The organism is Ruegeria sp. CDSC021 (assembly GCF_059610845.1).
Genome location: NZ_JBXWOK010000006.1, coordinates 88,505 through 105,868, shown reverse-complemented (window position 1 = coordinate 105,868; position 17,364 = coordinate 88,505). Strand labels below are relative to the sequence as shown.

At 55.6% G+C, this 17,364-nt stretch carries 28 protein-coding genes; 26 read left to right on the top strand and 2 right to left on the bottom strand.

The window, feature by feature from the left end:
• Position 1 precedes the first annotated feature (1 nt).
• From rplV to rpmD, 17 genes are all read left to right on the top strand, one after another.
• Positions 2 to 382, top strand: a complete 381-nt coding sequence (gene rplV, locus AC2FGB_RS11340) for a 50S ribosomal protein L22 (protein ID WP_039538267.1) — start codon at positions 2 to 4, stop codon at positions 380 to 382.
• Positions 382 to 1,092 carry a 30S ribosomal protein S3 gene (gene rpsC / locus AC2FGB_RS11335; RefSeq protein WP_037311761.1) on the top strand — a complete coding sequence of 237 codons (711 nt, stop codon included), beginning with the start codon at positions 382 to 384 and terminating at the stop codon, positions 1,090 to 1,092. The genes rplV and rpsC overlap by 1 nt, the downstream gene beginning before the upstream one ends.
• A 12-nt stretch (positions 1,093 to 1,104) precedes the next feature.
• Positions 1,105 to 1,518, top strand: a complete 414-nt coding sequence (gene rplP / locus AC2FGB_RS11330; RefSeq protein ID WP_085823145.1) for a 50S ribosomal protein L16 — start codon at positions 1,105 to 1,107, stop codon at positions 1,516 to 1,518.
• Positions 1,519 to 1,752: 234 nt separating this feature from the next.
• A complete protein-coding gene (locus tag AC2FGB_RS11325; protein ID WP_496691900.1) occupies positions 1,753 to 2,373 on the top strand; it encodes a 2OG-Fe(II) oxygenase family protein in 621 nt (206 codons plus the stop codon).
• 203 nt (positions 2,374 to 2,576) lie between these two features.
• Entirely contained in the window at positions 2,577 to 2,783 is a 207-nt protein-coding gene (locus AC2FGB_RS11320; RefSeq protein WP_010437077.1) for a cold-shock protein, read from the top strand.
• 199 nt (positions 2,784 to 2,982) lie between these two features.
• A complete protein-coding gene (locus AC2FGB_RS11315) occupies positions 2,983 to 3,408 on the top strand; it encodes an ester cyclase (RefSeq protein WP_496694389.1) in 426 nt (141 codons plus the stop codon).
• 197 nt (positions 3,409 to 3,605) lie between these two features.
• Complete coding sequence (gene rpmC, locus AC2FGB_RS11310; protein ID WP_074736205.1) at positions 3,606 to 3,812, top strand: 50S ribosomal protein L29; 207 nt, start codon at positions 3,606 to 3,608, stop codon at positions 3,810 to 3,812.
• Positions 3,813 to 3,816: 4 nt separating this feature from the next.
• On the top strand, positions 3,817 to 4,047 hold the full coding sequence (gene rpsQ / locus AC2FGB_RS11305; RefSeq protein WP_037311742.1) for a 30S ribosomal protein S17: 231 nt from the start codon (positions 3,817 to 3,819) through the stop codon (positions 4,045 to 4,047).
• Between the two features lie 76 nt (positions 4,048 to 4,123).
• A complete protein-coding gene (gene rplN / locus AC2FGB_RS11300) occupies positions 4,124 to 4,492 on the top strand; it encodes a 50S ribosomal protein L14 (protein ID WP_005621870.1) in 369 nt (122 codons plus the stop codon).
• A gap of 2 nt (positions 4,493 to 4,494) precedes the next feature.
• Positions 4,495 to 4,806: a 50S ribosomal protein L24 gene (gene rplX / locus AC2FGB_RS11295; RefSeq protein WP_142639787.1), complete on the top strand. Its 312-nt coding sequence runs from the start codon at positions 4,495 to 4,497 to the stop codon at positions 4,804 to 4,806.
• On the top strand, positions 4,799 to 5,359 hold the full coding sequence (rplE, locus tag AC2FGB_RS11290; RefSeq protein ID WP_142639786.1) for a 50S ribosomal protein L5: 561 nt from the start codon (positions 4,799 to 4,801) through the stop codon (positions 5,357 to 5,359). Before rplX ends, rplE begins: the two co-directional genes overlap by 8 nt.
• A 19-nt stretch (positions 5,360 to 5,378) precedes the next feature.
• Positions 5,379 to 5,684 carry a 30S ribosomal protein S14 gene (gene rpsN / locus AC2FGB_RS11285; protein ID WP_142639784.1) on the top strand — a complete coding sequence of 102 codons (306 nt, stop codon included), beginning with the start codon at positions 5,379 to 5,381 and terminating at the stop codon, positions 5,682 to 5,684.
• A 13-nt stretch (positions 5,685 to 5,697) separates the two neighbouring features.
• Entirely contained in the window at positions 5,698 to 6,090 is a 393-nt protein-coding gene (gene rpsH, locus AC2FGB_RS11280; protein ID WP_496694390.1) for a 30S ribosomal protein S8, read from the top strand.
• 12 nt (positions 6,091 to 6,102) lie between these two features.
• Positions 6,103 to 6,636, top strand: coding sequence for a 50S ribosomal protein L6 (rplF, locus tag AC2FGB_RS11275; protein ID WP_058272374.1), 534 nt, complete (start codon positions 6,103 to 6,105; stop codon positions 6,634 to 6,636).
• 11 nt (positions 6,637 to 6,647) lie between these two features.
• Positions 6,648 to 7,007 carry a 50S ribosomal protein L18 gene (gene rplR, locus AC2FGB_RS11270; protein ID WP_142639780.1) on the top strand — a complete coding sequence of 120 codons (360 nt, stop codon included), beginning with the start codon at positions 6,648 to 6,650 and terminating at the stop codon, positions 7,005 to 7,007.
• A 116-nt stretch (positions 7,008 to 7,123) separates the two neighbouring features.
• Positions 7,124 to 7,693 (top strand): 30S ribosomal protein S5, encoded by a 570-nt coding sequence (gene rpsE, locus AC2FGB_RS11265; protein WP_142639778.1) that lies wholly within the window; start codon positions 7,124 to 7,126, stop codon positions 7,691 to 7,693.
• A gap of 12 nt (positions 7,694 to 7,705) precedes the next feature.
• Positions 7,706 to 7,894, top strand: coding sequence for a 50S ribosomal protein L30 (gene rpmD / locus AC2FGB_RS11260; protein WP_008757946.1), 189 nt, complete (start codon positions 7,706 to 7,708; stop codon positions 7,892 to 7,894).
• Positions 7,895 to 8,015: 121 nt separating this feature from the next.
• Here the strand turns inward: rpmD and AC2FGB_RS11255 are convergent, their stop codons facing one another.
• Positions 8,016 to 9,029, bottom strand: a complete 1,014-nt coding sequence (locus tag AC2FGB_RS11255; protein WP_496694391.1) for a radical SAM/SPASM domain-containing protein — start codon at positions 9,027 to 9,029, stop codon at positions 8,016 to 8,018.
• 512 nt (positions 9,030 to 9,541) lie between these two features.
• Here AC2FGB_RS11255 and AC2FGB_RS11250 point away from each other — a divergent pair.
• The 9 genes from AC2FGB_RS11250 to rplQ all read left to right on the top strand — a co-directional run bounded on the left by AC2FGB_RS11250 (position 9,542) and on the right by rplQ (position 16,146).
• Complete coding sequence (locus AC2FGB_RS11250) at positions 9,542 to 9,754, top strand: DUF1127 domain-containing protein (RefSeq protein ID WP_142639774.1); 213 nt, start codon at positions 9,542 to 9,544, stop codon at positions 9,752 to 9,754.
• A gap of 144 nt (positions 9,755 to 9,898) precedes the next feature.
• Positions 9,899 to 10,759, top strand: a complete 861-nt coding sequence (locus AC2FGB_RS11245; RefSeq protein WP_496690418.1) for a hypothetical protein — start codon at positions 9,899 to 9,901, stop codon at positions 10,757 to 10,759.
• Positions 10,760 to 10,912: 153 nt separating this feature from the next.
• The gene (gene rplO / locus AC2FGB_RS11240; RefSeq protein ID WP_142639772.1) at positions 10,913 to 11,386 is read left to right on the top strand and encodes a 50S ribosomal protein L15; all 474 of its coding nucleotides are present in this window, start codon (positions 10,913 to 10,915) and stop codon (positions 11,384 to 11,386) included.
• A gap of 109 nt (positions 11,387 to 11,495) precedes the next feature.
• Positions 11,496 to 12,860, top strand: a complete 1,365-nt coding sequence (secY, locus tag AC2FGB_RS11235) for a preprotein translocase subunit SecY (RefSeq protein ID WP_271951986.1) — start codon at positions 11,496 to 11,498, stop codon at positions 12,858 to 12,860.
• Positions 12,857 to 13,501 (top strand): adenylate kinase, encoded by a 645-nt coding sequence (locus tag AC2FGB_RS11230; RefSeq protein WP_142639768.1) that lies wholly within the window; start codon positions 12,857 to 12,859, stop codon positions 13,499 to 13,501. Before secY ends, AC2FGB_RS11230 begins: the two co-directional genes overlap by 4 nt.
• Before the next feature lie 200 nt (positions 13,502 to 13,701).
• The gene (gene rpsM, locus AC2FGB_RS11225) at positions 13,702 to 14,070 is read left to right on the top strand and encodes a 30S ribosomal protein S13 (protein ID WP_142639766.1); all 369 of its coding nucleotides are present in this window, start codon (positions 13,702 to 13,704) and stop codon (positions 14,068 to 14,070) included.
• A 14-nt stretch (positions 14,071 to 14,084) separates the two neighbouring features.
• A complete protein-coding gene (gene rpsK, locus AC2FGB_RS11220) occupies positions 14,085 to 14,474 on the top strand; it encodes a 30S ribosomal protein S11 (protein WP_037311698.1) in 390 nt (129 codons plus the stop codon).
• A gap of 115 nt (positions 14,475 to 14,589) precedes the next feature.
• Positions 14,590 to 15,606 (top strand): DNA-directed RNA polymerase subunit alpha, encoded by a 1,017-nt coding sequence (locus AC2FGB_RS11215; protein WP_281995981.1) that lies wholly within the window; start codon positions 14,590 to 14,592, stop codon positions 15,604 to 15,606.
• A 117-nt stretch (positions 15,607 to 15,723) separates the two neighbouring features.
• Positions 15,724 to 16,146 carry a 50S ribosomal protein L17 gene (gene rplQ, locus AC2FGB_RS11210; RefSeq protein ID WP_142639761.1) on the top strand — a complete coding sequence of 141 codons (423 nt, stop codon included), beginning with the start codon at positions 15,724 to 15,726 and terminating at the stop codon, positions 16,144 to 16,146.
• A 104-nt stretch (positions 16,147 to 16,250) separates the two neighbouring features.
• Here the strand turns inward: rplQ and AC2FGB_RS11205 are convergent, their stop codons facing one another.
• Positions 16,251 to 16,853 (bottom strand): TetR/AcrR family transcriptional regulator, encoded by a 603-nt coding sequence (locus tag AC2FGB_RS11205; protein WP_496694392.1) that lies wholly within the window; start codon positions 16,851 to 16,853, stop codon positions 16,251 to 16,253.
• Positions 16,854 to 17,364 lie beyond the last annotated feature (511 nt).

Sequence of the window (17,364 nt, the reverse complement as noted above, 5' to 3'; positions counted from 1 at the left end):
CATGGGCAAGGAAAAGAACCCCCGCCGCGTGGCTGAAAACGAAGCAATGGCAAAAACGCGCATGCTCCGTACCAGCCCGCAGAAACTGAACCTGGTTGCGCAGATGATCCGCGGCAAGAAAGTTGAGAAGGCTCTGACCGACCTGACTTTCTCGAACAAGCGTGTCGCGCAGGACGTCAAAAAGTGCCTGCAGTCCGCAATCGCCAACGCTGAGAACAACCACAACCTGGACGTCGACGAGCTGATCGTTGCCGAAGCATGGGTTGGCAAGAACCTGGTCATGAAACGCGGTCGCCCTCGGGCCCGTGGCCGTTTCGGCAAGATCATGAAGCCGTTCTCGGAGATCACCATCAAGGTGCGTCAAGTTGAGGAGCAAGCCTAATGGGTCATAAAGTAAATCCGATCGGCATGCGCCTGCAGGTGAACCGCACCTGGGACAGCCGCTGGTACGCCGACACCAAGGACTACGGTGATCTTCTGCTGGAAGATCTGAAGATCCGTGAGTTCATCAACAAAGAGTGCAAGCAAGCCGGCATCGCCCGTGTGATCATCGAACGTCCGCACAAGAAGTGCCGCGTTACGATCCACACTGCACGTCCGGGTGTCATCATCGGCAAGAAAGGCGCGGACATTGAAGTTCTGCGCAAGAAAATCGCCCTGATGACAGACAGCGAATTGCACCTGAACATCGTCGAAGTGCGCAAGCCCGAGCTTGACGCACAGCTGGTTGCCGAGTCCATCGCTCAGCAGCTGGAGCGCCGGGTTTCGTTCCGTCGCGCGATGAAGCGGTCTGTTCAGAACGCCATGCGTATGGGCTCTCTGGGTATCCGGGTGAACGTCGCTGGCCGTCTGGGTGGCGCCGAAATCGCACGGACCGAGTGGTACCGCGAAGGCCGTGTGCCTCTGCACACGCTGCGCGCCGACATCGATTACGCACAAGCCGAAGCGATGACTCCTTATGGGATCATCGGGATCAAGGTCTGGATCTTCAAAGGTGAGATCATGGAGCACGATCCGCAGGCACGTGACCGTAAAGCACAGGAACTCCAGGACGGCCCTGCACCTCGTGGTGCTGGTGGCGGTCGTCGCTAAGGAGGGAAAGATATGCTTCAACCAAAGCGTACTAAATTCCGCAAGATGCACAAAGGCCGGATCAAGGGTGAAGCCAAGGGCGGCTCTGATCTGAACTTTGGCACCTATGGACTGAAAGCTCTTGAGCCTGAGCGTGTAACTGCACGCCAGATCGAAGCTGCACGTCGTGCCATGACGCGTCACATGAAGCGTCAGGGTCGCGTCTGGATCCGCATCTTCCCCGACACTCCGGTTACGGCTAAGCCGATCGAAGTTCGTATGGGTAAAGGTAAAGGTTCGGTCGACCGCTGGGCATGCAAAGTCAAGCCTGGCCGCGTGATGTTCGAAATCGACGGCGTCAATGACGACATCGCCCGCGAGGCCCTGCGCCTGGCTGCGATGAAGCTGCCGATCAAGACTCGCGTCGTGGTTCGCGAAGACTGGTAAGCGACCCGGGGGCGACCCCGCTCGCGACAAGATTGACCCCCGTCGGGAAACCGGCGGGGGTTTTTGGTTTGATGGCGCTGCCTCCGCGACAGCAAGCTGCGAATCCCCGAGGTATTTTCAGCCAGATGAAGCAAGGGATGCGTTCTTCGTCGGGCTGAAAATACCTCGGAGCGCGAGGCGGAGCCTCACAAAACACCCATCGCCTTCATCGAGAGGCTGGTTTAAGACGGGCCCATGGCACAGATTGAATCACTTTTTGTCACCCGTCTTTATCGCGCAGCTTTGTCCGAGTTTGATCCCAAGATCGACCCGGAGGAGCTGGAAAGCTCCTGTCTTGTCATCGCCGAGGATGATGAGGCCGGGCAGGAATGGTGCGAAGAAAACGGCTATCCCGGCTACACCAGCTATGCCTCGCTGACCGATCTGCCCTGGCGGTTTCCGATCTTTGCCGATCTGGTTAAGGTGCTGGACCAGCACGTTGCAGCTTTTGCTAAGGATCTGGAGTTTGATCTGGGTGAGGGTGAACTAAAGCTTGAAGACCTTTGGATCAACATTTTGCCCGAGGGCGGAATGCACTCCAGCCACCTGCACCCACATAGTGTGATCTCGGGCACGACTTATGTTTCGATGCCCGAAGGTGCTAGCGCGCTGAAGCTTGAAGACCCGCGCTCGGGCCGCATGATGGCAGCGCCCACGCGTATGAAAGGGGGCCGTCGGGACCTGCAGCCATTTATCTATGTGAAGCCTCAGGTTGGCGATGTTTTGCTATGGGAGAGCTGGTTGCGCCACGAGGTGCCGATGAACATGGCCGAGGATGAGCGGATTTCCGTCAGCTTTAACTATAAATGGGACTAGCACGGTCGTTTAAGGGACTCTGATTCAAAGGAATGTGTGAAAAGTTCTTGCATTGTGTCGTCAGATAAACGATGTGGGGGGCGCTTACGTTTTTCTTTTTCGACCACTGTCTCCCGAATATCGGCGTTCAGTCTTTCGATCCAGACCGACAACGCCGCGCTGTCGCAATTCCGCGGACAGCAATTTACTAGGAGACTACGGATATGGCCAATGGCACCGTAAAATGGTTCAACACAACTAAAGGTTTTGGCTTCATCGCACCGGAGACCGGTGGCAAAGACGTGTTTGTACACATCTCTGCTGTCGAGCGCTCGGGTCTGACCGGCCTGGCCGACGACCAGAAAGTAACGTTCGACATCGAACCCGGCCGTGACGGTCGTGAGTCGGCTGTGAACATCGCTCTGGCGTAAGTCACTTAGACTTAGACAGTTGAAGACGCGGTCTCGTGCAAACGAGGCCGCGTTTTTCGTTTCAATTTAGACCTAGCTAGATTTTTGACTGAGTTGCCACACACCTTCGATTGGAATGGTCAGTAACACAATCTGAGAAAATCTGGAGCCAGCTCATATAGAATCTTGTATGCTCCTTGGATCATGGGGGGTGTTTGCTGTGAAAGAAGCTGAACGAGTGGTTCGCCAATTCCACGAGAGTTGGGGTATGCGCGATCCTGATCGCGGAGCCGAGGTAATTGCCGAAGATTGCCAGTTTGAGGATGTTGCTCGTGAAGAAAAACAACTTGGTAAGTTAGCATACAAAGAGGACTACGAGCGCTGGCGACTGGCATTCCCAGATGGAGAATGCATCGTTGACAATGTGATCGTCAGCGATTGCGGTGAATGGGCTATCGTCGAGTTCCACAACACCGGCACTCATACAGGTGTGCTGCATTCAAGCCTTGGTGAATTCGAACCGACCGGAAAGCGATACGAAGTGCGTTATTGCTCGGTGATGCGGGTGAAAGGTGGCATGGTTGTTGAGGGAAGAGACTATTACGACAGCGCCACCATCGCACGACATTTGGGCTTAGTTACGTAAGCAAGGAATAGCGTGCTTAGAGTAGCTGCTTGTGTCTTCCCAAAGTTTCCCTTGCCACCTACCAGCGACTCCCCTATAGAGCGGCATCTTGCGTTCCCCTGGCCGAGTCGGGGGATTCGTATGTCTATCATTCATCCACCAGGTCAAAGGTGACCCTGTATAGGGGCCTTCTGGTGTTTTGAGCAAAGGAAAAGGCGATGAACGCCCAAGAACTGCGTGACAAGACCCCTGACCAGCTCCGCGAGGAACTGGCCAACCTGAAGAAAGAAAGCTTTAACCTGCGCTTTCAACAGGCAACCGGTCAGATGGAAAGCACCGCTGGCATCAAAGCGGCCCGCCGCAACGCCGCCCGCGTTAAAACCATCCTGAACGAAAAGGCCGCTGCTGCGGCATCGGAGGAGTAATCCTATGCCTAAGCGTATCCTTTCCGGCACCGTAACGAGCGATGCCAACGCACAGACTGTAACCGTATCCGTCGAGCGCCGCTTTACGCATCCGGTTCTGAAGAAAACCATCCGTAAGTCCAAGAAATACCGGGCTCACGATGAAAAGAACGCCTTTAAGGTCGGCGATACAGTTCGCATCATCGAATGCGCGCCGAAATCGAAGACGAAACGTTGGGAAGTTCTGGAAGCGTAAGCCTCCGGGATTTTCCCATTTGTCGAAACCCTGGGGGATCTAACAAGACCAGCCCCCACAGGTCGGGAGAAACCACATGATCCAGATGCAGACCAATCTGGATGTCGCTGACAACTCCGGCGCACGCCGAGTTCAGTGCATCAAGGTCCTGGGTGGTTCCAAGCGTAAATACGCCTCTGTAGGCGACATCATTGTCGTCTCGGTGAAGGAAGCCATCCCACGCGGCCGCGTAAAGAAAGGTGACGTCCGTAAGGCCGTCGTCGTACGCACCGCCAAAGAAGTCCGTCGCGAAGACGGCACCGCGATCCGTTTCGATCGCAACGCCGCCGTCATTCTGAACAACAACAACGAGCCCGTAGGTACCCGTATCTTTGGCCCTGTTGTTCGTGAACTGCGCGCGAAGAACTTCATGAAAATCATCTCGCTTGCTCCGGAGGTGCTGTAATCATGGCTGCTAAACTCCGCAAAGGCGACAAGGTCGTCGTGCTGGCTGGCAAGGACAAGGGCAAAGAGGGAACTATCACCTCGGTCGACCCGAAAGCCGGTAAAGCCGTTGTTGATGGCGTGAACATCGCTATTCGCCACACCCGCCAGTCGCAGACCTCGCAAGGTGGTCGCCTGCCTCAGGCAAACCCGATTGAGCTGTCGAACCTGGCTCTGCTGGACAAAAACGGTAAAGCAACCCGCGTTGGCTTCCGCATGGAAGGTGACAAGAAGGTTCGTTTTGCCAAGACCACGGGGGACGTGATCGATGCTTGATACCGCAACCTACACCCCGCGTCTGAAAGCTCAGTACGCTGAAACCATCCGTGCCGCTCTGAAAGAAGAGTTCGGTTACAAGAGCGATATGCAGCTGCCCAAGCTGGAAAAGATCGTTCTGAACATCGGTTGTGGTGCAGAGGCCGTCAGAGACTCGAAGAAGGCGAAAGCCGCTGTTGAAGATCTGACCGCGATTGCAGGCCAAAAGGCTGTTGCAACACTGGCGAAGAAGTCGATCGCGGGTTTCCGCGTCCGTGAAGACATGCCGCTGGGTGCGAAAGTTACCCTGCGCGGTGACCGGATGTATGAATTCCTGGATCGTCTGATCACCATCGCGCTGCCGCGCGTTCGTGACTTCCGCGGTGTTAAGCCTTCTTTCGATGGTCGTGGCAACTTTGCCATGGGCATGAAAGAGCACATCGTGTTCCCGGAAATCGACTTCGACAAGGTCGACGAGGTCTGGGGCCTGGATATCGTAATTGCCACCACAGCGAAAACCGACGCTGAAGCGAAAAGCCTGTTGAAAGCGTTCAACATGCCGTTCAACGCTTAAGCGCCGGGAGGATTGAGACATGGCTAAAAAAGCAATGATCGAACGCGAGAAGAAGCGCGAACGCCTGGTGGCCAAATATGCCGCAAAGCGTGCCGAGCTGAAAGAAATCGCGAATGACGAGAGCAAGCCGATGGAAGAGCGTTTCAAAGCGCGTCTGAAACTGGCGAAACTGCCGCGCAACAGCTCGGCAACTCGTCTTCACAACCGCTGTCAGCTGACAGGTCGTCCTCATGCTTACTATCGTAAGCTGAAGGTCAGCCGTATCATGCTGCGCGAGCTGGGTTCTGCAGGTCAGATCCCCGGCATGGTGAAATCGAGCTGGTAAGGGAGACATAGATATGAACGATCCTATCGGCGATATGCTCACCCGTATCCGCAACGCGCAAATGCGCGGCAAGTCCACTGTAAACACTCCGGCGTCGAAACTGCGCGCCTGGGTTCTGGACGTGCTGGCGGACGAAGGTTACATCCGTGGCTACCAAAAGATGACCGGAGAAAACGGTCATCCGGCCATCGAAATCAGCCTGAAATACTACGAAGGCACCCCTGTCATTCGCGAGTTGAAGCGGGTCTCCAAGCCCGGTCGTCGCGTATACATGGGCGTCAATGACATCCCGCAGGTCCGTCAGGGTCTGGGTGTGTCGATTGTCAGCACTCCGAAAGGTGTGATGTCGGACCAGAATGCACGCTCCAACAATGTTGGCGGCGAAGTGCTCTGCACCGTCTTCTAAGGAGGTCTGTCAATGTCTCGTATTGGTAAACGTCCGGTCGAACTGCCCAGCGGTGTAACCGCCTCGGTTTCCGGCCAGACCATCGAAGTCAAAGGCCCGAAAGGTGCCCGTAGCTTCACTGCGACTGATGACGTTACGCTGTCGGTCGAAGACAATGTGGTTCAAATCAACCCGCGTGGCATGTCCAAACGTGCCCGCCAGCAATGGGGCATGAGCCGCACCATGGTTGCCAATCTGGTAACCGGTGTGACCGAAGGCTTCAAAAAAGAGCTGGAGATCCAGGGTGTTGGTTACCGGGCTCAGATGCAGGGGAACACCCTTAAGCTGAACCTGGGCTACAGCCACGACGTTGATTTCGTTGCTCCGGAAGGTGTCACCATCACCGCACCGAAGCAGACCGTGATCATTGTGGAAGGTAACGACCAGCAGCAGGTGGGCGAAGTCGCGGCGAAAATCCGCGAATGGCGCCGTCCCGAGCCGTATAAAGGCAAGGGTATCCGCTATAAGGGCGAATTCATCTTCCGCAAAGAAGGCAAGAAGAAGTAAGGACGCAAACAATGGCAAACAGCAAAAGAACCCTGTTTCTGAAGCGCCGCCTGCGCGTTCGGAACAAACTTCGCAAGGTCAATGCAGGTCGTGTACGCCTGTCGGTTCACCGTTCGAACAAGAACATCAGCGCTCAGCTGATCGACGACGTTCGTGGTGTGACCCTGGCCTCGGCCTCGACCCTGGAAAAAGATCTGGGTGTAGTTGGCACAAACAACGTCGAAGCGGCTACGAAAGTGGGCGCAGCCATCGCCGAGCGTGCCAAGAAGGCAGGCGTCGAAGAGGCTTATTTCGATCGTGGCGGCTTCCTGTTCCACGGCAAAGTGAAGGCTGTCGCCGACGCTGCGCGTGAAGGTGGTCTGAAGATCTAAGACTTGCGGGCAGCGCCTCAGCTGCCCCGATGATCCGGGGGCCTCGGCAATAGTCGAGGCTCACTTGGATTGAAACAACGGCGCCGTAATGCGCCACATGAGAAAAGGGATGCCAAATGGCAGAACGTGAAAACCGTCGGGGCCGTGGCCGCGACCGCGACGAAACTCCGGAATTCGCAGACCGTCTGGTCGCGATCAACCGCGTGTCGAAAACCGTAAAAGGTGGTAAGCGCTTTGGCTTCGCCGCTCTGGTGGTTGTCGGCGATCAGAAGGGCCGCGTCGGCTTTGGCAAGGGTAAAGCAAAAGAAGTACCCGAGGCCATCCGTAAGGCGACTGAACAAGCCAAGCGTCAGATGATCCGCGTGCAGCTGCGCGAAGGTCGGACCCTGCACCACGATATCGAAGGCCGTCACGGCGCCGGTAAAGTGGTTATGCGCTCGGCACCTGAAGGTACTGGTATCATCGCCGGTGGTCCGATGCGTGCTGTGTTCGAAATGCTGGGCGTCAAGGACGTCGTGTCCAAGTCGTTGGGCTCGCAGAACCCGTACAACATGATCCGCGCCACCATCAACGGCCTGCAAAAAGAGCAGAGCCCGCGTTCGGTTGCACAGCGTCGCGGCAAGAAAGTTGCTGACATCCTGCCCAAGCGGGACGAAGCGCCTGTTGCTGCTGAAGCAGAAGCATAAGGAGAGCGACCCATGGCAAAAACCATCGTCGTCAAGCAGATCGGTTCCCCGATCCGCCGCCCCGCCGAACAGCGCGCGACCCTGATCGGTCTGGGCTTGAACAAGATGCACAAAACCCGTGAGCTGGAGGATACTCCTTCGGTCCGCGGCATGGTCAACAAGATCCCGCATCTGGTAGAGATCATCGAAGAACGCGGCTAATCGCGAGTTCTTTGAAGACTTAAGAACGCCTCCGATCTGATCGGGGGCGTTTTCTTGTTTGGCCGGTCTTTTTTTTCCGGCTCGTCTTATGGTGCTGTTCAGTGCCTCGGCGCAAACTCGGCTATGACCCGAGCGCCTTTTTTTCTGCAAACTCAATGTCGACTTCATGGCGCAACGAAGGTTCTCTGCCTGGTTTTTCGTACAGCCTGGGGCATCCATCGCAAAAACTGGCTGCTGCTTCGCGTTTGGAATGAGCACGCGGGTTCCAGACCTGCCGGCGCAGAGCTTTGTATTTTTCGTTGTTCCAGATGGTTTCAAGTGGTTCGTCGAAAACATTTCCCAACACATGCGGGTCACGGTTCTTGTCGGAAACATATTGGCGGCCGGATCGCCAGAGACAGCAGGGAATCACATCGCCATCAAAGCGAATGACCGTGCTGCTGTGGGGCCAATGGCACCTTGGGGTGAGGGATGATGACAGGGGCGGGCCATTTTCAATCCGATCGGGATCGTCGTCTACGACGTTGTACAGATCTCCATTTGCATCGAACCGTAGCCCTTCAAACGTGGTAAAGGCGTCGATACCAATCTCGTCTACGATGGCCTTCACCTGATCCAGTTCATCCTCGGCGTGATGGGGGAAAGAGATATGCTGTATTTCTATGAACGGAGATTTCAGACCCTTCCTCTTTTTATAGCCAGCCAGTAGTCGCAGGTTGTTCAGAACGATATCCAGGCGTCCGCGAACACGGGTAACCTGAAAGCTTTCCTGCGTCGCGCCATCAACTGAGATTGTGATATGGCTAAGCCCGGCATCGACCAGGTCATGAATCCTCTCGGCTTTTAGCCGATAGCTGAAATGGGTGGTGATATGGCTTTCCAAACCGGCTGCGGTCGTGGCCCGGATCATGTCGGTGAGGTCCGGGTGCACCAGGGGATCGCCATAGTAGAACAGGCTGACGCCAAGCGCGCGATCTTTGATCTGGTCGATGATATGCTGGTATTGCTGAAGGCTAAGCTTGTCCTGTTTCCCGAACTTCTGATCGCTGAGCAAGGGTCGGTCACGACCTGCCGGATTCCCATGGACGCAATGTGGACAGGCTAGTGAGCACAGCGGCGAAATATCAATTTTCACCAAAGACGGCAGCGGGGCGGCTTGTTGAGAGTGAAGAAGATAGCCCCGAATGTTGCGCAACAGGTTTGCCGATTGCTTCAAGGAAGGACGGCGCTGAATCCAGCGCAACCTTCTAATAACGCTTGAAACCAAAGGCATGGAGTATCCTCATTCATGAAGTCGAGGACGCCCTAAACGTGCGAGGCGAAAATGGTAAAACAGGCCGAAATAGCCCGATAGTTCACGGATACGTGATAGAATAGTGAAAATATGGGTCCGTAAAAGAAAAAAGATATTAAAATATATAAATTTGATAAATCTTATCTTTAGACGAGAAATCCAAAGGTCTATTTCAACGAAAGCCTGTAGTGGGATGTCTAAACAGTGTTTTCACTGCCATTCCCTCAATGCATACCGGCCAGACCGAATCTTCTGTTGTTAGCGTTATCTGGCGTTCTTATTTGAGCTTTGTCCCAAATAGGAACGCAAACGAAATCTGGAGAATACGCTCCGGTTTAGAAAGGAATATAGAAATGGCAAACACAGCAACTTTTTCCCGCGAAGGCTTTGGTCTGACCGCCCGCATCACAACTCTGATCGCACGCGTGAAAGAGGCCTATGCCCTGCGCGCCGAATTCGGCCGCACCTATTCAGAGCTTCAGAACCTGACTGATCGTGAACTGAACGACATTGGTATCCGCCGGTGCGATATAAGTGATATTGCGCATAAGCACGTCTACTGCTGAGAACCTGGCAGGATGAACAACACCGAGGCGCCATTTGGCGCCTCTTTTGATTCTGCGTGCTTGAAAGGCACAGGCACGGTGAAATTGCTCACTCTGCATTGTGGATCGTTTGGAAATTTTCCATGAGAATTATTAGAGGGGGCTATGTCCCAACAACGCGATGACGAGGCTGACACAGTGCGAGACTACCAGATCGGCATGTTGTGGGTGGATGGCCCGCTGAGCTTTCTCGAGCAGCTCTGCATCAAATCCTATCTGGATGCCGGTCAATCCGTTCGCCTCTACACCTATGGGAATGTCTCCGGGATACCTGAAGGTGTGGATACCCGCGATGCGCGCGATGTGATGCCTGGCACAGAATTCATTGCGCATAGCCGTACTGGTAGCCCGGCGCCGCATTCGGACAAGTTCCGATACCGCATGTTGGCGCAGGAGCCCGATTTGATATGGGCGGATACGGACGCCTATTGCATGCGTCCATTCACAACGGAGACCGGGCATTTTTACGGAATGCTCGAAGGAGAGATTGCGATCGGCGTATTGGGCATTCCGTCAGACAGCCCGGCGCTGGATCTGCTCATCGAATATACAACGGACCCATATCGGATTCCGCCATGGCTGCCCAAACGATATCAGGAACCCCTTCGTGCGGCACAGGATGCAGGTGATCCGATCAATGTGCCCGCGCAATATTGGGGCGCATGGGGTCCGTCAGCCTTTGCCTGGGCTTTACGGCAAACCGGCGAACACCAATTTGTTCTGCCTGAGCATGTGTTCTATCCGGTGAACTTTACCAGACGGCGCGCTTTGGCACGCCCAAACGCCGATTTATCCAGGTTCTTCCACGAGGACACAGTTTCAATTCACTTTTATGGTCGCCGGATGCGTTCGATCCTGAGGAACAGGTATAATGGCCTGCCAGATCCAGACAGCCTGGTGGGTAAGCTTCTGGCCAAACACCGGATTAATCCACTGGACGCGCCAATCCAAAATGCTGAAGGCTAGACAGTTTGGGTGTTGTTCACTTCAAAACTTGCATCCTCAGCCACAAAGCTGTATCGGGCTCCGGTGGCGTACTGCGCCGCAAGAATCAAAACCAAGAAATGCCGTGTTTGACCCATCACGCTTCGGGGTCATTTCCGGCGAAGGAGAAGCGAAATGAAACTGAATGAATTGCGCGACAACCCAGGCGCCACACCGAAACGGACCCGCGTCGGCCGTGGTCCCGGTTCCGGTAAAGGTAAAATGGGTGGCCGTGGTATCAAAGGTCAGAAATCCCGTTCGGGTGTGGCCATCAATGGCTACGAAGGTGGCCAGATGCCGCTGTACCAACGCCTGCCCAAGCGTGGCTTTAACAAGCCGAACCGCAAGGCGTTTGCCGTTATCAACCTGGGCCTGATCCAGAAATTCGTCGACGCCGGTAAGCTGGACGCCAAAGCCGCGATCACCGAGGACGCACTGGTTGCATCCGGTCTGGTTCGCCGTAAACTGGACGGTATCCGCGTTCTGGCCAAAGGCGAAATCAGCGCCAAGGTGACCCTGGAAGTAACTGGTGCTTCGAAAGCTGCCGTTGAGGCAGTCGAAAAAGCGGGCGGTTCACTGACGGTCACAAAAGCCGCTGCGGCAGAGTAAGCGCTTGTGAGCGGGCCAAGACCCGCTTACATAGACCTCAGAGTTTTCCAAGACGCCGCCCGAGCCGGAAAACGGTTCCGGGCGGTGTTTTCATAAGAGAGACCGATTTATGGTATCAGCAGCAGAACAAATGGCAGCCAACACTAGCTGGGCTGCTTTGGGCAAAGCCACCGATCTGCGCAACCGCATCCTGTTCACACTGGGTTTGTTGATCGTCTATCGCCTGGGCACTTTTATACCGGTGCCGGGGATCGACGGACAGGCCCTGCGTGAGTTCATGGAGCAAGCGGGGCAGGGCATCGGCGGTATGGTTTCGATGTTCACCGGCGGGGCGCTTGGGCGGATGGGTATCTTTGCCCTCGGCATCATGCCTTACATCTCGGCCTCGATCATCATTCAGCTGCTGACCTCGATGGTTCCCGCGCTCGAACAGCTCAAGAAAGAGGGCGAGCAGGGTCGTAAGAAGATCAACCAATATACCCGTTTCGGCACCGTGGCGCTGGCCACCGTTCAGGCCTATGGCTTGGCCGTTTCGCTGGAGTCGGGCGATCTGGCGACTGATCCGGGCCTCTATTTCCGTCTGTCGACTATGATTACACTGGTTGGCGGCACCATGTTCCTGATGTGGCTGGGTGAGCAGATCACCGCGCGCGGCATCGGCAACGGTATCTCTCTGATTATTTTCGTTGGCATCATCGCCGAGGTTCCGGCAGCGTTGGCTCAGTTCTTCGCAAGTGGCCGCAGCGGCGCAATCAGCCCCGCAGTGATCATCGGAGTGATTGTCATGGTCATCGCCGTGATCACCTTTGTGGTGTTCATGGAGCGCGCTTTGCGTAAGATCCACATTCAATACCCGCGCCGTCAGGCCGGTATGAAGATCTATGAAGGCGGCTCGAGCCACTTGCCAGTCAAAGTGAACCCGGCTGGCGTTATCCCGGCGATCTTCGCCAGCTCTTTGCTGTTGCTGCCGGTGACGATCTCAACCTTCTCATCGGGTGCGACCAACGGGCCGATCATGTCCTGGCTGCTGGCCAATTTTGGACCCGGTCAGCCTCTGTACCTGCTGTTCTTTGCGTCGATGATCGTATTCTTTGCCTATTTCTACACGTTCAACGTGTCGTTCAAACCGGATGACGTGGCGGATAACCTGAAAAAGCAGAACGGTTTTGTGCCGGGTATCCGTCCGGGCAAGAAAACCGCCGAGTATCTGGAATACGTGGTCAACCGCGTGCTGGTTCTGGGTTCGGCTTATCTGGCGGCGGTTTGTCTGCTGCCTGAAATCCTGCGGGGCCAGTTTGCCATTCCGTTCTATTTCGGTGGTACTTCGGTTCTGATTATCGTCTCTGTGACCATGGATACGATCCAACAGGTTCAGAGCCACCTGCTGGCGCATCAATACGAAGGGCTTATCGAAAAGTCCCAACTGCGCGGGAAGGGTAAGAAACGCGGCAGGAAGGGACCCGCTCGTCGATGAACATCATTCTTCTGGGCCCCCCGGGGGCGGGTAAAGGAACGCAAGCGCGTCATCTTGTTGAAACACGCGGCATGGTGCAGCTGAGCACCGGAGACATGCTGCGCGAAGCCAAAACCTCGGGCACCGAGATGGGCCTGAAGGTCGCAGCCATCATGGATGCCGGCAAGCTGGTCACCGATGAGATTGTCATCGGCCTGATCGAAGAGAAGCTGACCACCGAAACCGGTGCCGGTTTCATCTTTGACGGTTTTCCCCGCACATTGGCACAAGCCGACGCATTGGCTGCTCTGCTGACCAAGCTGGGCCAGTCACTGCACACTGTGATCGAGATGCGGGTGGATGACGATGCCCTGGTGGATCGGATCACCGCACGTTCGACCTGTTCGGGCTGTGGCGAAGTTTATAATGACAAGACCAAGCCGATCCCGGCAGATGGTCGCTGCACCAACTGTGGTGAGCAAAAAGAGTTCACGCGTCGCGCCGACGACAACGAAGACAGCCTGCGCACGCGGTTGATGGAGTACTACAAAAAGACGTCGCCGCTGATTGGTTATTACTACGCCAAAGGCGATCTTCGCCCGGTCAATGGGTTGGCCGATATCAAGGAAGTGACTGCGTCGATCGAGGCCGTACTCGGCTAGCTCCAATATGGCCTTGACGCCAAGCGCAAAAGCCCATATCGACCCCCATCCCTAAAGGGAATCAAGATCGCAGGCGGGATTCGTCCTAACTGCCCCGACCACCTCGAATAATACTGGGCCCTCTGGCGTCACTGCCACGGTCAAGTGTTGTGAAAAAAGGTTCCGGAGCTACGGAACCGCAACAAAAAGGAAAGTGACACGTGGCACGTATTGCCGGCGTAAACATCCCGACTGCAAAGCGGGTACCTATCGCCCTCACATATATCACCGGTATCGGCAACACCTCGGCGCAGGCCATCTGCGAAGCCGTAGGCATTGAAGCGCACCGTCGCGTCAATGAGCTGTCGGATTCCGAAGTTCTGGCCATCCGCGAACATATCGACGCAAACTTCACCGTCGAAGGTGACCTGCGTCGCGAAGTTCAGATGAACGTCAAGCGCCTGATGGATTTGGGTTGCTACCGCGGTCTGCGTCATCGTCGTAACCTGCCCGTTCGCGGTCAGCGTACCCATACCAACGCTCGTACCCGCAAAGGCCCCGCAAAGGCCATTGCTGGCAAGAAGAAATAAGGAGGGTCTGACCGATGGCACGCGAAAAGACTCGTACCAAGAAAAAAGAGCGCAAGAATATCGCATCGGGCGTGGCCCATGTGAATTCGACCTTCAACAATACCAAGATCCTGATCTCGGACGTGCAAGGCAACGCCATTGCATGGTCGTCGGCCGGGACCATGGGGTTCAAAGGGTCGCGTAAATCTACACCGTATGCTGCTCAGATGGCTGCGGAAGACGCAGGTAAAAAGGCGCAGGATCACGGCGTCAAGACGCTGGAAGTCGAAGTTCAGGGCCCCGGTTCGGGTCGTGAATCGGCTCTGCGCGCACTGGCTGCAGTGGGCTTCAACATCACGTCGATCCGCGACGTGACGCCGATCGCTCACAATGGCTGTCGCCCGCCGAAACGCCGCCGCGTCTAAGCGAATTAGAATTGAGCTGGGGCCCGCATTTTCGCACGGCCCCAGCACGTCATTTTGAACCTCGGGCGTCTGCACCTTGTTGGTCATGGGGCGCGGACAGGAATGGAGGGATTACATGATCCACAAGAATTGGGCAGAATTGATCAAGCCAACCCAGCTGGAAAGCAAGCCGGGCAACGACCCTGCGCGCCAGGCAACGCTGGTTGCAGAACCGCTGGAGCGTGGCTTTGGTCTGACTCTGGGCAACGCTCTGCGCCGCGTTCTGATGAGCTCGCTGCAAGGTGCGGCCATCACCAGCGTTCAGATCGACAACGTCCTGCACGAATTCAGTTCGGTTGCAGGCGTGCGTGAAGACGTCACCGACATCATCCTGAACCTCAAGCAGGTCGCTCTGCGCATGGAGGTCGAAGGCCCCAAGCGTCTGTCGATTAATGCAAAAGGTCCGGCAATCGTCACCGCAGGGGACATCAGCGAAAGCGCTGGCATCGAGGTTCTGAACCGCGATCACGTCATCTGTCACCTGGATGATGGTGCCGACCTGTTCATGGAACTGACCGTCAACACCGGTAAGGGCTATGTCTCGGCTGAAAAGAACAAGCCAGAAGATGCACCTATCGGCCTGATCCCGATCGACGCGATCTATTCGCCGGTTAAAAAGGTCGCCTATGATGTTCAGCCGACGCGTGAAGGTCAGGTTCTGGACTATGACAAGCTGACCCTGAAGATTGAGACTGACGGTTCGATCACCCCCGAGGACGCGTTGGCCTACGCTGCGCGCATCCTGCAGGATCAGCTGTCGATCTTCGTCAACTTCGATGAGCCGGAAGCGGCTGGTCGTCAGGACGAGGATGATGGTCTGGAGTTCAACCCGCTGCTGCTGAAGAAAGTAGATGAGTTGGAACTGTCGGTCCGTTCGGCAAACTGTCTGAAGAACGACAACATCGTCTACATTGGCGACCTGATCCAGAAGACCGAAGCCGAGATGCTGCGCACCCCGAACTTTGGCCGCAAGTCGCTGAACGAGATCAAAGAAGTGCTGTCCGGCATGGGTCTGCACCTTGGCATGGATGTCGAGGATTGGCCGCCCGACAACATCGAAGATCTGGCGAAGAAATTCGAAGACGCGTTTTAAGCGCGTCTTCCCCAATGCCCGGGCTGCCGGGGAATCAAGGGCGATCTTGCCCCAAGGAGAGTCGGTGACACGCATCGCCGGCCAGACAAAGCAAAACGCTAAAGAAGGAACTAGAAAATGCGTCACGCACGTGGTTACCGCCGCCTGAACCGTACTCATGAGCACCGCAAGGCTCTGTTTGCGAACATGGCTGGCTCGCTCATCGAACATGAGCAGATCAAAACAACTCTGCCCAAGGCAAAAGAACTGCGCCCGATCGTTGAAAAACTGATCACTCTGGGCAAGCGCGGCGACCTGCACGCCCGTCGTCAGGCCGCATCGCAGCTGAAAGAAGACAAAGACGTCGCAAAGCTGTTTGAAATCCTGGGCCCCCGTTACGCCGAGCGTCAGGGCGGTTATGTCCGGATCCTGAAAGCAGGCTTCCGCTATGGCGACATGGCCCCGATGGCGATAATCGAATTCGTTGACCGCGATCTGGACGCCAAAGGCGCTGCAGACAAAGCGCGTACCGCCGCCGAAGAGGCCGCAGACGAAGAATAAGAAAGCCTGGCTTTCATGTGAAAACCCCCGTGTCTCGGACGCGGGGGTTTTTCTTATGGAGCCAGTCGCAAGTCCGCTCTGCTCTTGGTATGTGTCAGCTTTAGTCAGGGCCCGAGAAGCGTTTGCAAATGTCTGGTTGCTGCTTCGGCGCGCCTTGCCAATGTTCCCGGATCGGGCTTTTCTGTGCGCCCGATCGCGCGCTGGATCTGAAGATCACCAATCAACAATCCCAAATACAAATCAACCACGTCCGAAATATCGTCGCTGCTGATTAGCTCTCCATTGGTTCTGGCAGCTTCAAACAGCTGTGCCAGGAGAGGGGAAATCGTTTCCCGACCCGCCTCTGACAAGGCTTTACCTAGTTGGCCGGTTGCGTCAGCTGCGGCCGCGCGATTCAGAGAAACTGCCTTCTCGCCCAATATGATATCCAGCAATACCGGCCCAAAGGCGTCGAGTGTTTCGATCGAGGCTTCACGCTGTGCAAGCGCGTTTTCAAGCAACGTTTTTGCTTCCGCAGCGTTTCGTGACACCATGGTGCGGAACAAGCCAAGCTTATCGCCATACCAGTTGTAGAGCGTTTCGTTTGAGCAGCGGGCACGTTTGGCGATGCTCAGCATCGAAGTTCCCGCGAAACCTTTTTCTGCGAGCAGTTCATAAGCCGCTGTTTCGATCTGTTCCTGCCGGGCAGTGCGTAGGTGATCTTTCAATCTGGCCTCCTGAATGGTGTTGACACTAAGCCGTACATTGGGTTACGGCTTAACGCAACCGTACACTTTGTTACGGAAAAAGGAGGCGAATTTGATTTATGAGAAAGATCGGGCGGCCAATGCTGCTTTGTTGACACTTATCGTTTTGCAGATCGTTATGCTGAGTGCTCTCTATGCCGGAGTACCGCCACATCCGCCCACAGTTACACCACTGTTTGGGATCGCGCCTTTTATTGGGGCCGCACTCAGCGCAGCCTGCGCTGCGATCCTCCTTGGCGCCACGGAAACAAAGGCCGGCATATGCCTGACACTTTTAGCGGCACTTCTTGCTTCGGTTTCCTTCGGACCGCAAAAGTACGCAGACGCGCAGTTTCCCCTGATCTGGCCCGCAGTACTCGTAGGGCAGGGGGCCATACTTACGCTTGTCGTTTTGGCATACAGATCGGTTCGCTTGAAACCGAGACAGCTCAACTAATACCTATCCGTCTGACTATGAACGTCGTAGTCAGGC

Coding starts and splice junctions, on each gene's coding strand:
- rplV (WP_039538267.1), top strand. CDS start 2: ATGGGCAAGGAAAAGAACCCCCGCCGCGTGGCTGAAAACGAAGCAATG.
- rpsC (WP_037311761.1), top strand. CDS start 382: ATGGGTCATAAAGTAAATCCGATCGGCATGCGCCTGCAGGTGAACCGC.
- rplP (WP_085823145.1), top strand. CDS start 1,105: ATGCTTCAACCAAAGCGTACTAAATTCCGCAAGATGCACAAAGGCCGG.
- AC2FGB_RS11325 (WP_496691900.1), top strand. CDS start 1,753: ATGGCACAGATTGAATCACTTTTTGTCACCCGTCTTTATCGCGCAGCT.
- AC2FGB_RS11320 (WP_010437077.1), top strand. CDS start 2,577: ATGGCCAATGGCACCGTAAAATGGTTCAACACAACTAAAGGTTTTGGC.
- rpmC (WP_074736205.1), top strand. CDS start 3,606: ATGAACGCCCAAGAACTGCGTGACAAGACCCCTGACCAGCTCCGCGAG.
- rpsQ (WP_037311742.1), top strand. CDS start 3,817: ATGCCTAAGCGTATCCTTTCCGGCACCGTAACGAGCGATGCCAACGCA.
- rplN (WP_005621870.1), top strand. CDS start 4,124: ATGATCCAGATGCAGACCAATCTGGATGTCGCTGACAACTCCGGCGCA.
- rplX (WP_142639787.1), top strand. CDS start 4,495: ATGGCTGCTAAACTCCGCAAAGGCGACAAGGTCGTCGTGCTGGCTGGC.
- rplE (WP_142639786.1), top strand. CDS start 4,799: ATGCTTGATACCGCAACCTACACCCCGCGTCTGAAAGCTCAGTACGCT.
- rpsN (WP_142639784.1), top strand. CDS start 5,379: ATGGCTAAAAAAGCAATGATCGAACGCGAGAAGAAGCGCGAACGCCTG.
- rpsH (WP_496694390.1), top strand. CDS start 5,698: ATGAACGATCCTATCGGCGATATGCTCACCCGTATCCGCAACGCGCAA.
- rplF (WP_058272374.1), top strand. CDS start 6,103: ATGTCTCGTATTGGTAAACGTCCGGTCGAACTGCCCAGCGGTGTAACC.
- rplR (WP_142639780.1), top strand. CDS start 6,648: ATGGCAAACAGCAAAAGAACCCTGTTTCTGAAGCGCCGCCTGCGCGTT.
- rpsE (WP_142639778.1), top strand. CDS start 7,124: ATGGCAGAACGTGAAAACCGTCGGGGCCGTGGCCGCGACCGCGACGAA.
- rpmD (WP_008757946.1), top strand. CDS start 7,706: ATGGCAAAAACCATCGTCGTCAAGCAGATCGGTTCCCCGATCCGCCGC.
- AC2FGB_RS11250 (WP_142639774.1), top strand. CDS start 9,542: ATGGCAAACACAGCAACTTTTTCCCGCGAAGGCTTTGGTCTGACCGCC.
- AC2FGB_RS11245 (WP_496690418.1), top strand. CDS start 9,899: ATGTCCCAACAACGCGATGACGAGGCTGACACAGTGCGAGACTACCAG.
- rplO (WP_142639772.1), top strand. CDS start 10,913: ATGAAACTGAATGAATTGCGCGACAACCCAGGCGCCACACCGAAACGG.
- secY (WP_271951986.1), top strand. CDS start 11,496: ATGGTATCAGCAGCAGAACAAATGGCAGCCAACACTAGCTGGGCTGCT.
- AC2FGB_RS11230 (WP_142639768.1), top strand. CDS start 12,857: ATGAACATCATTCTTCTGGGCCCCCCGGGGGCGGGTAAAGGAACGCAA.
- rpsK (WP_037311698.1), top strand. CDS start 14,085: ATGGCACGCGAAAAGACTCGTACCAAGAAAAAAGAGCGCAAGAATATC.
- AC2FGB_RS11215 (WP_281995981.1), top strand. CDS start 14,590: ATGATCCACAAGAATTGGGCAGAATTGATCAAGCCAACCCAGCTGGAA.
- rplQ (WP_142639761.1), top strand. CDS start 15,724: ATGCGTCACGCACGTGGTTACCGCCGCCTGAACCGTACTCATGAGCAC.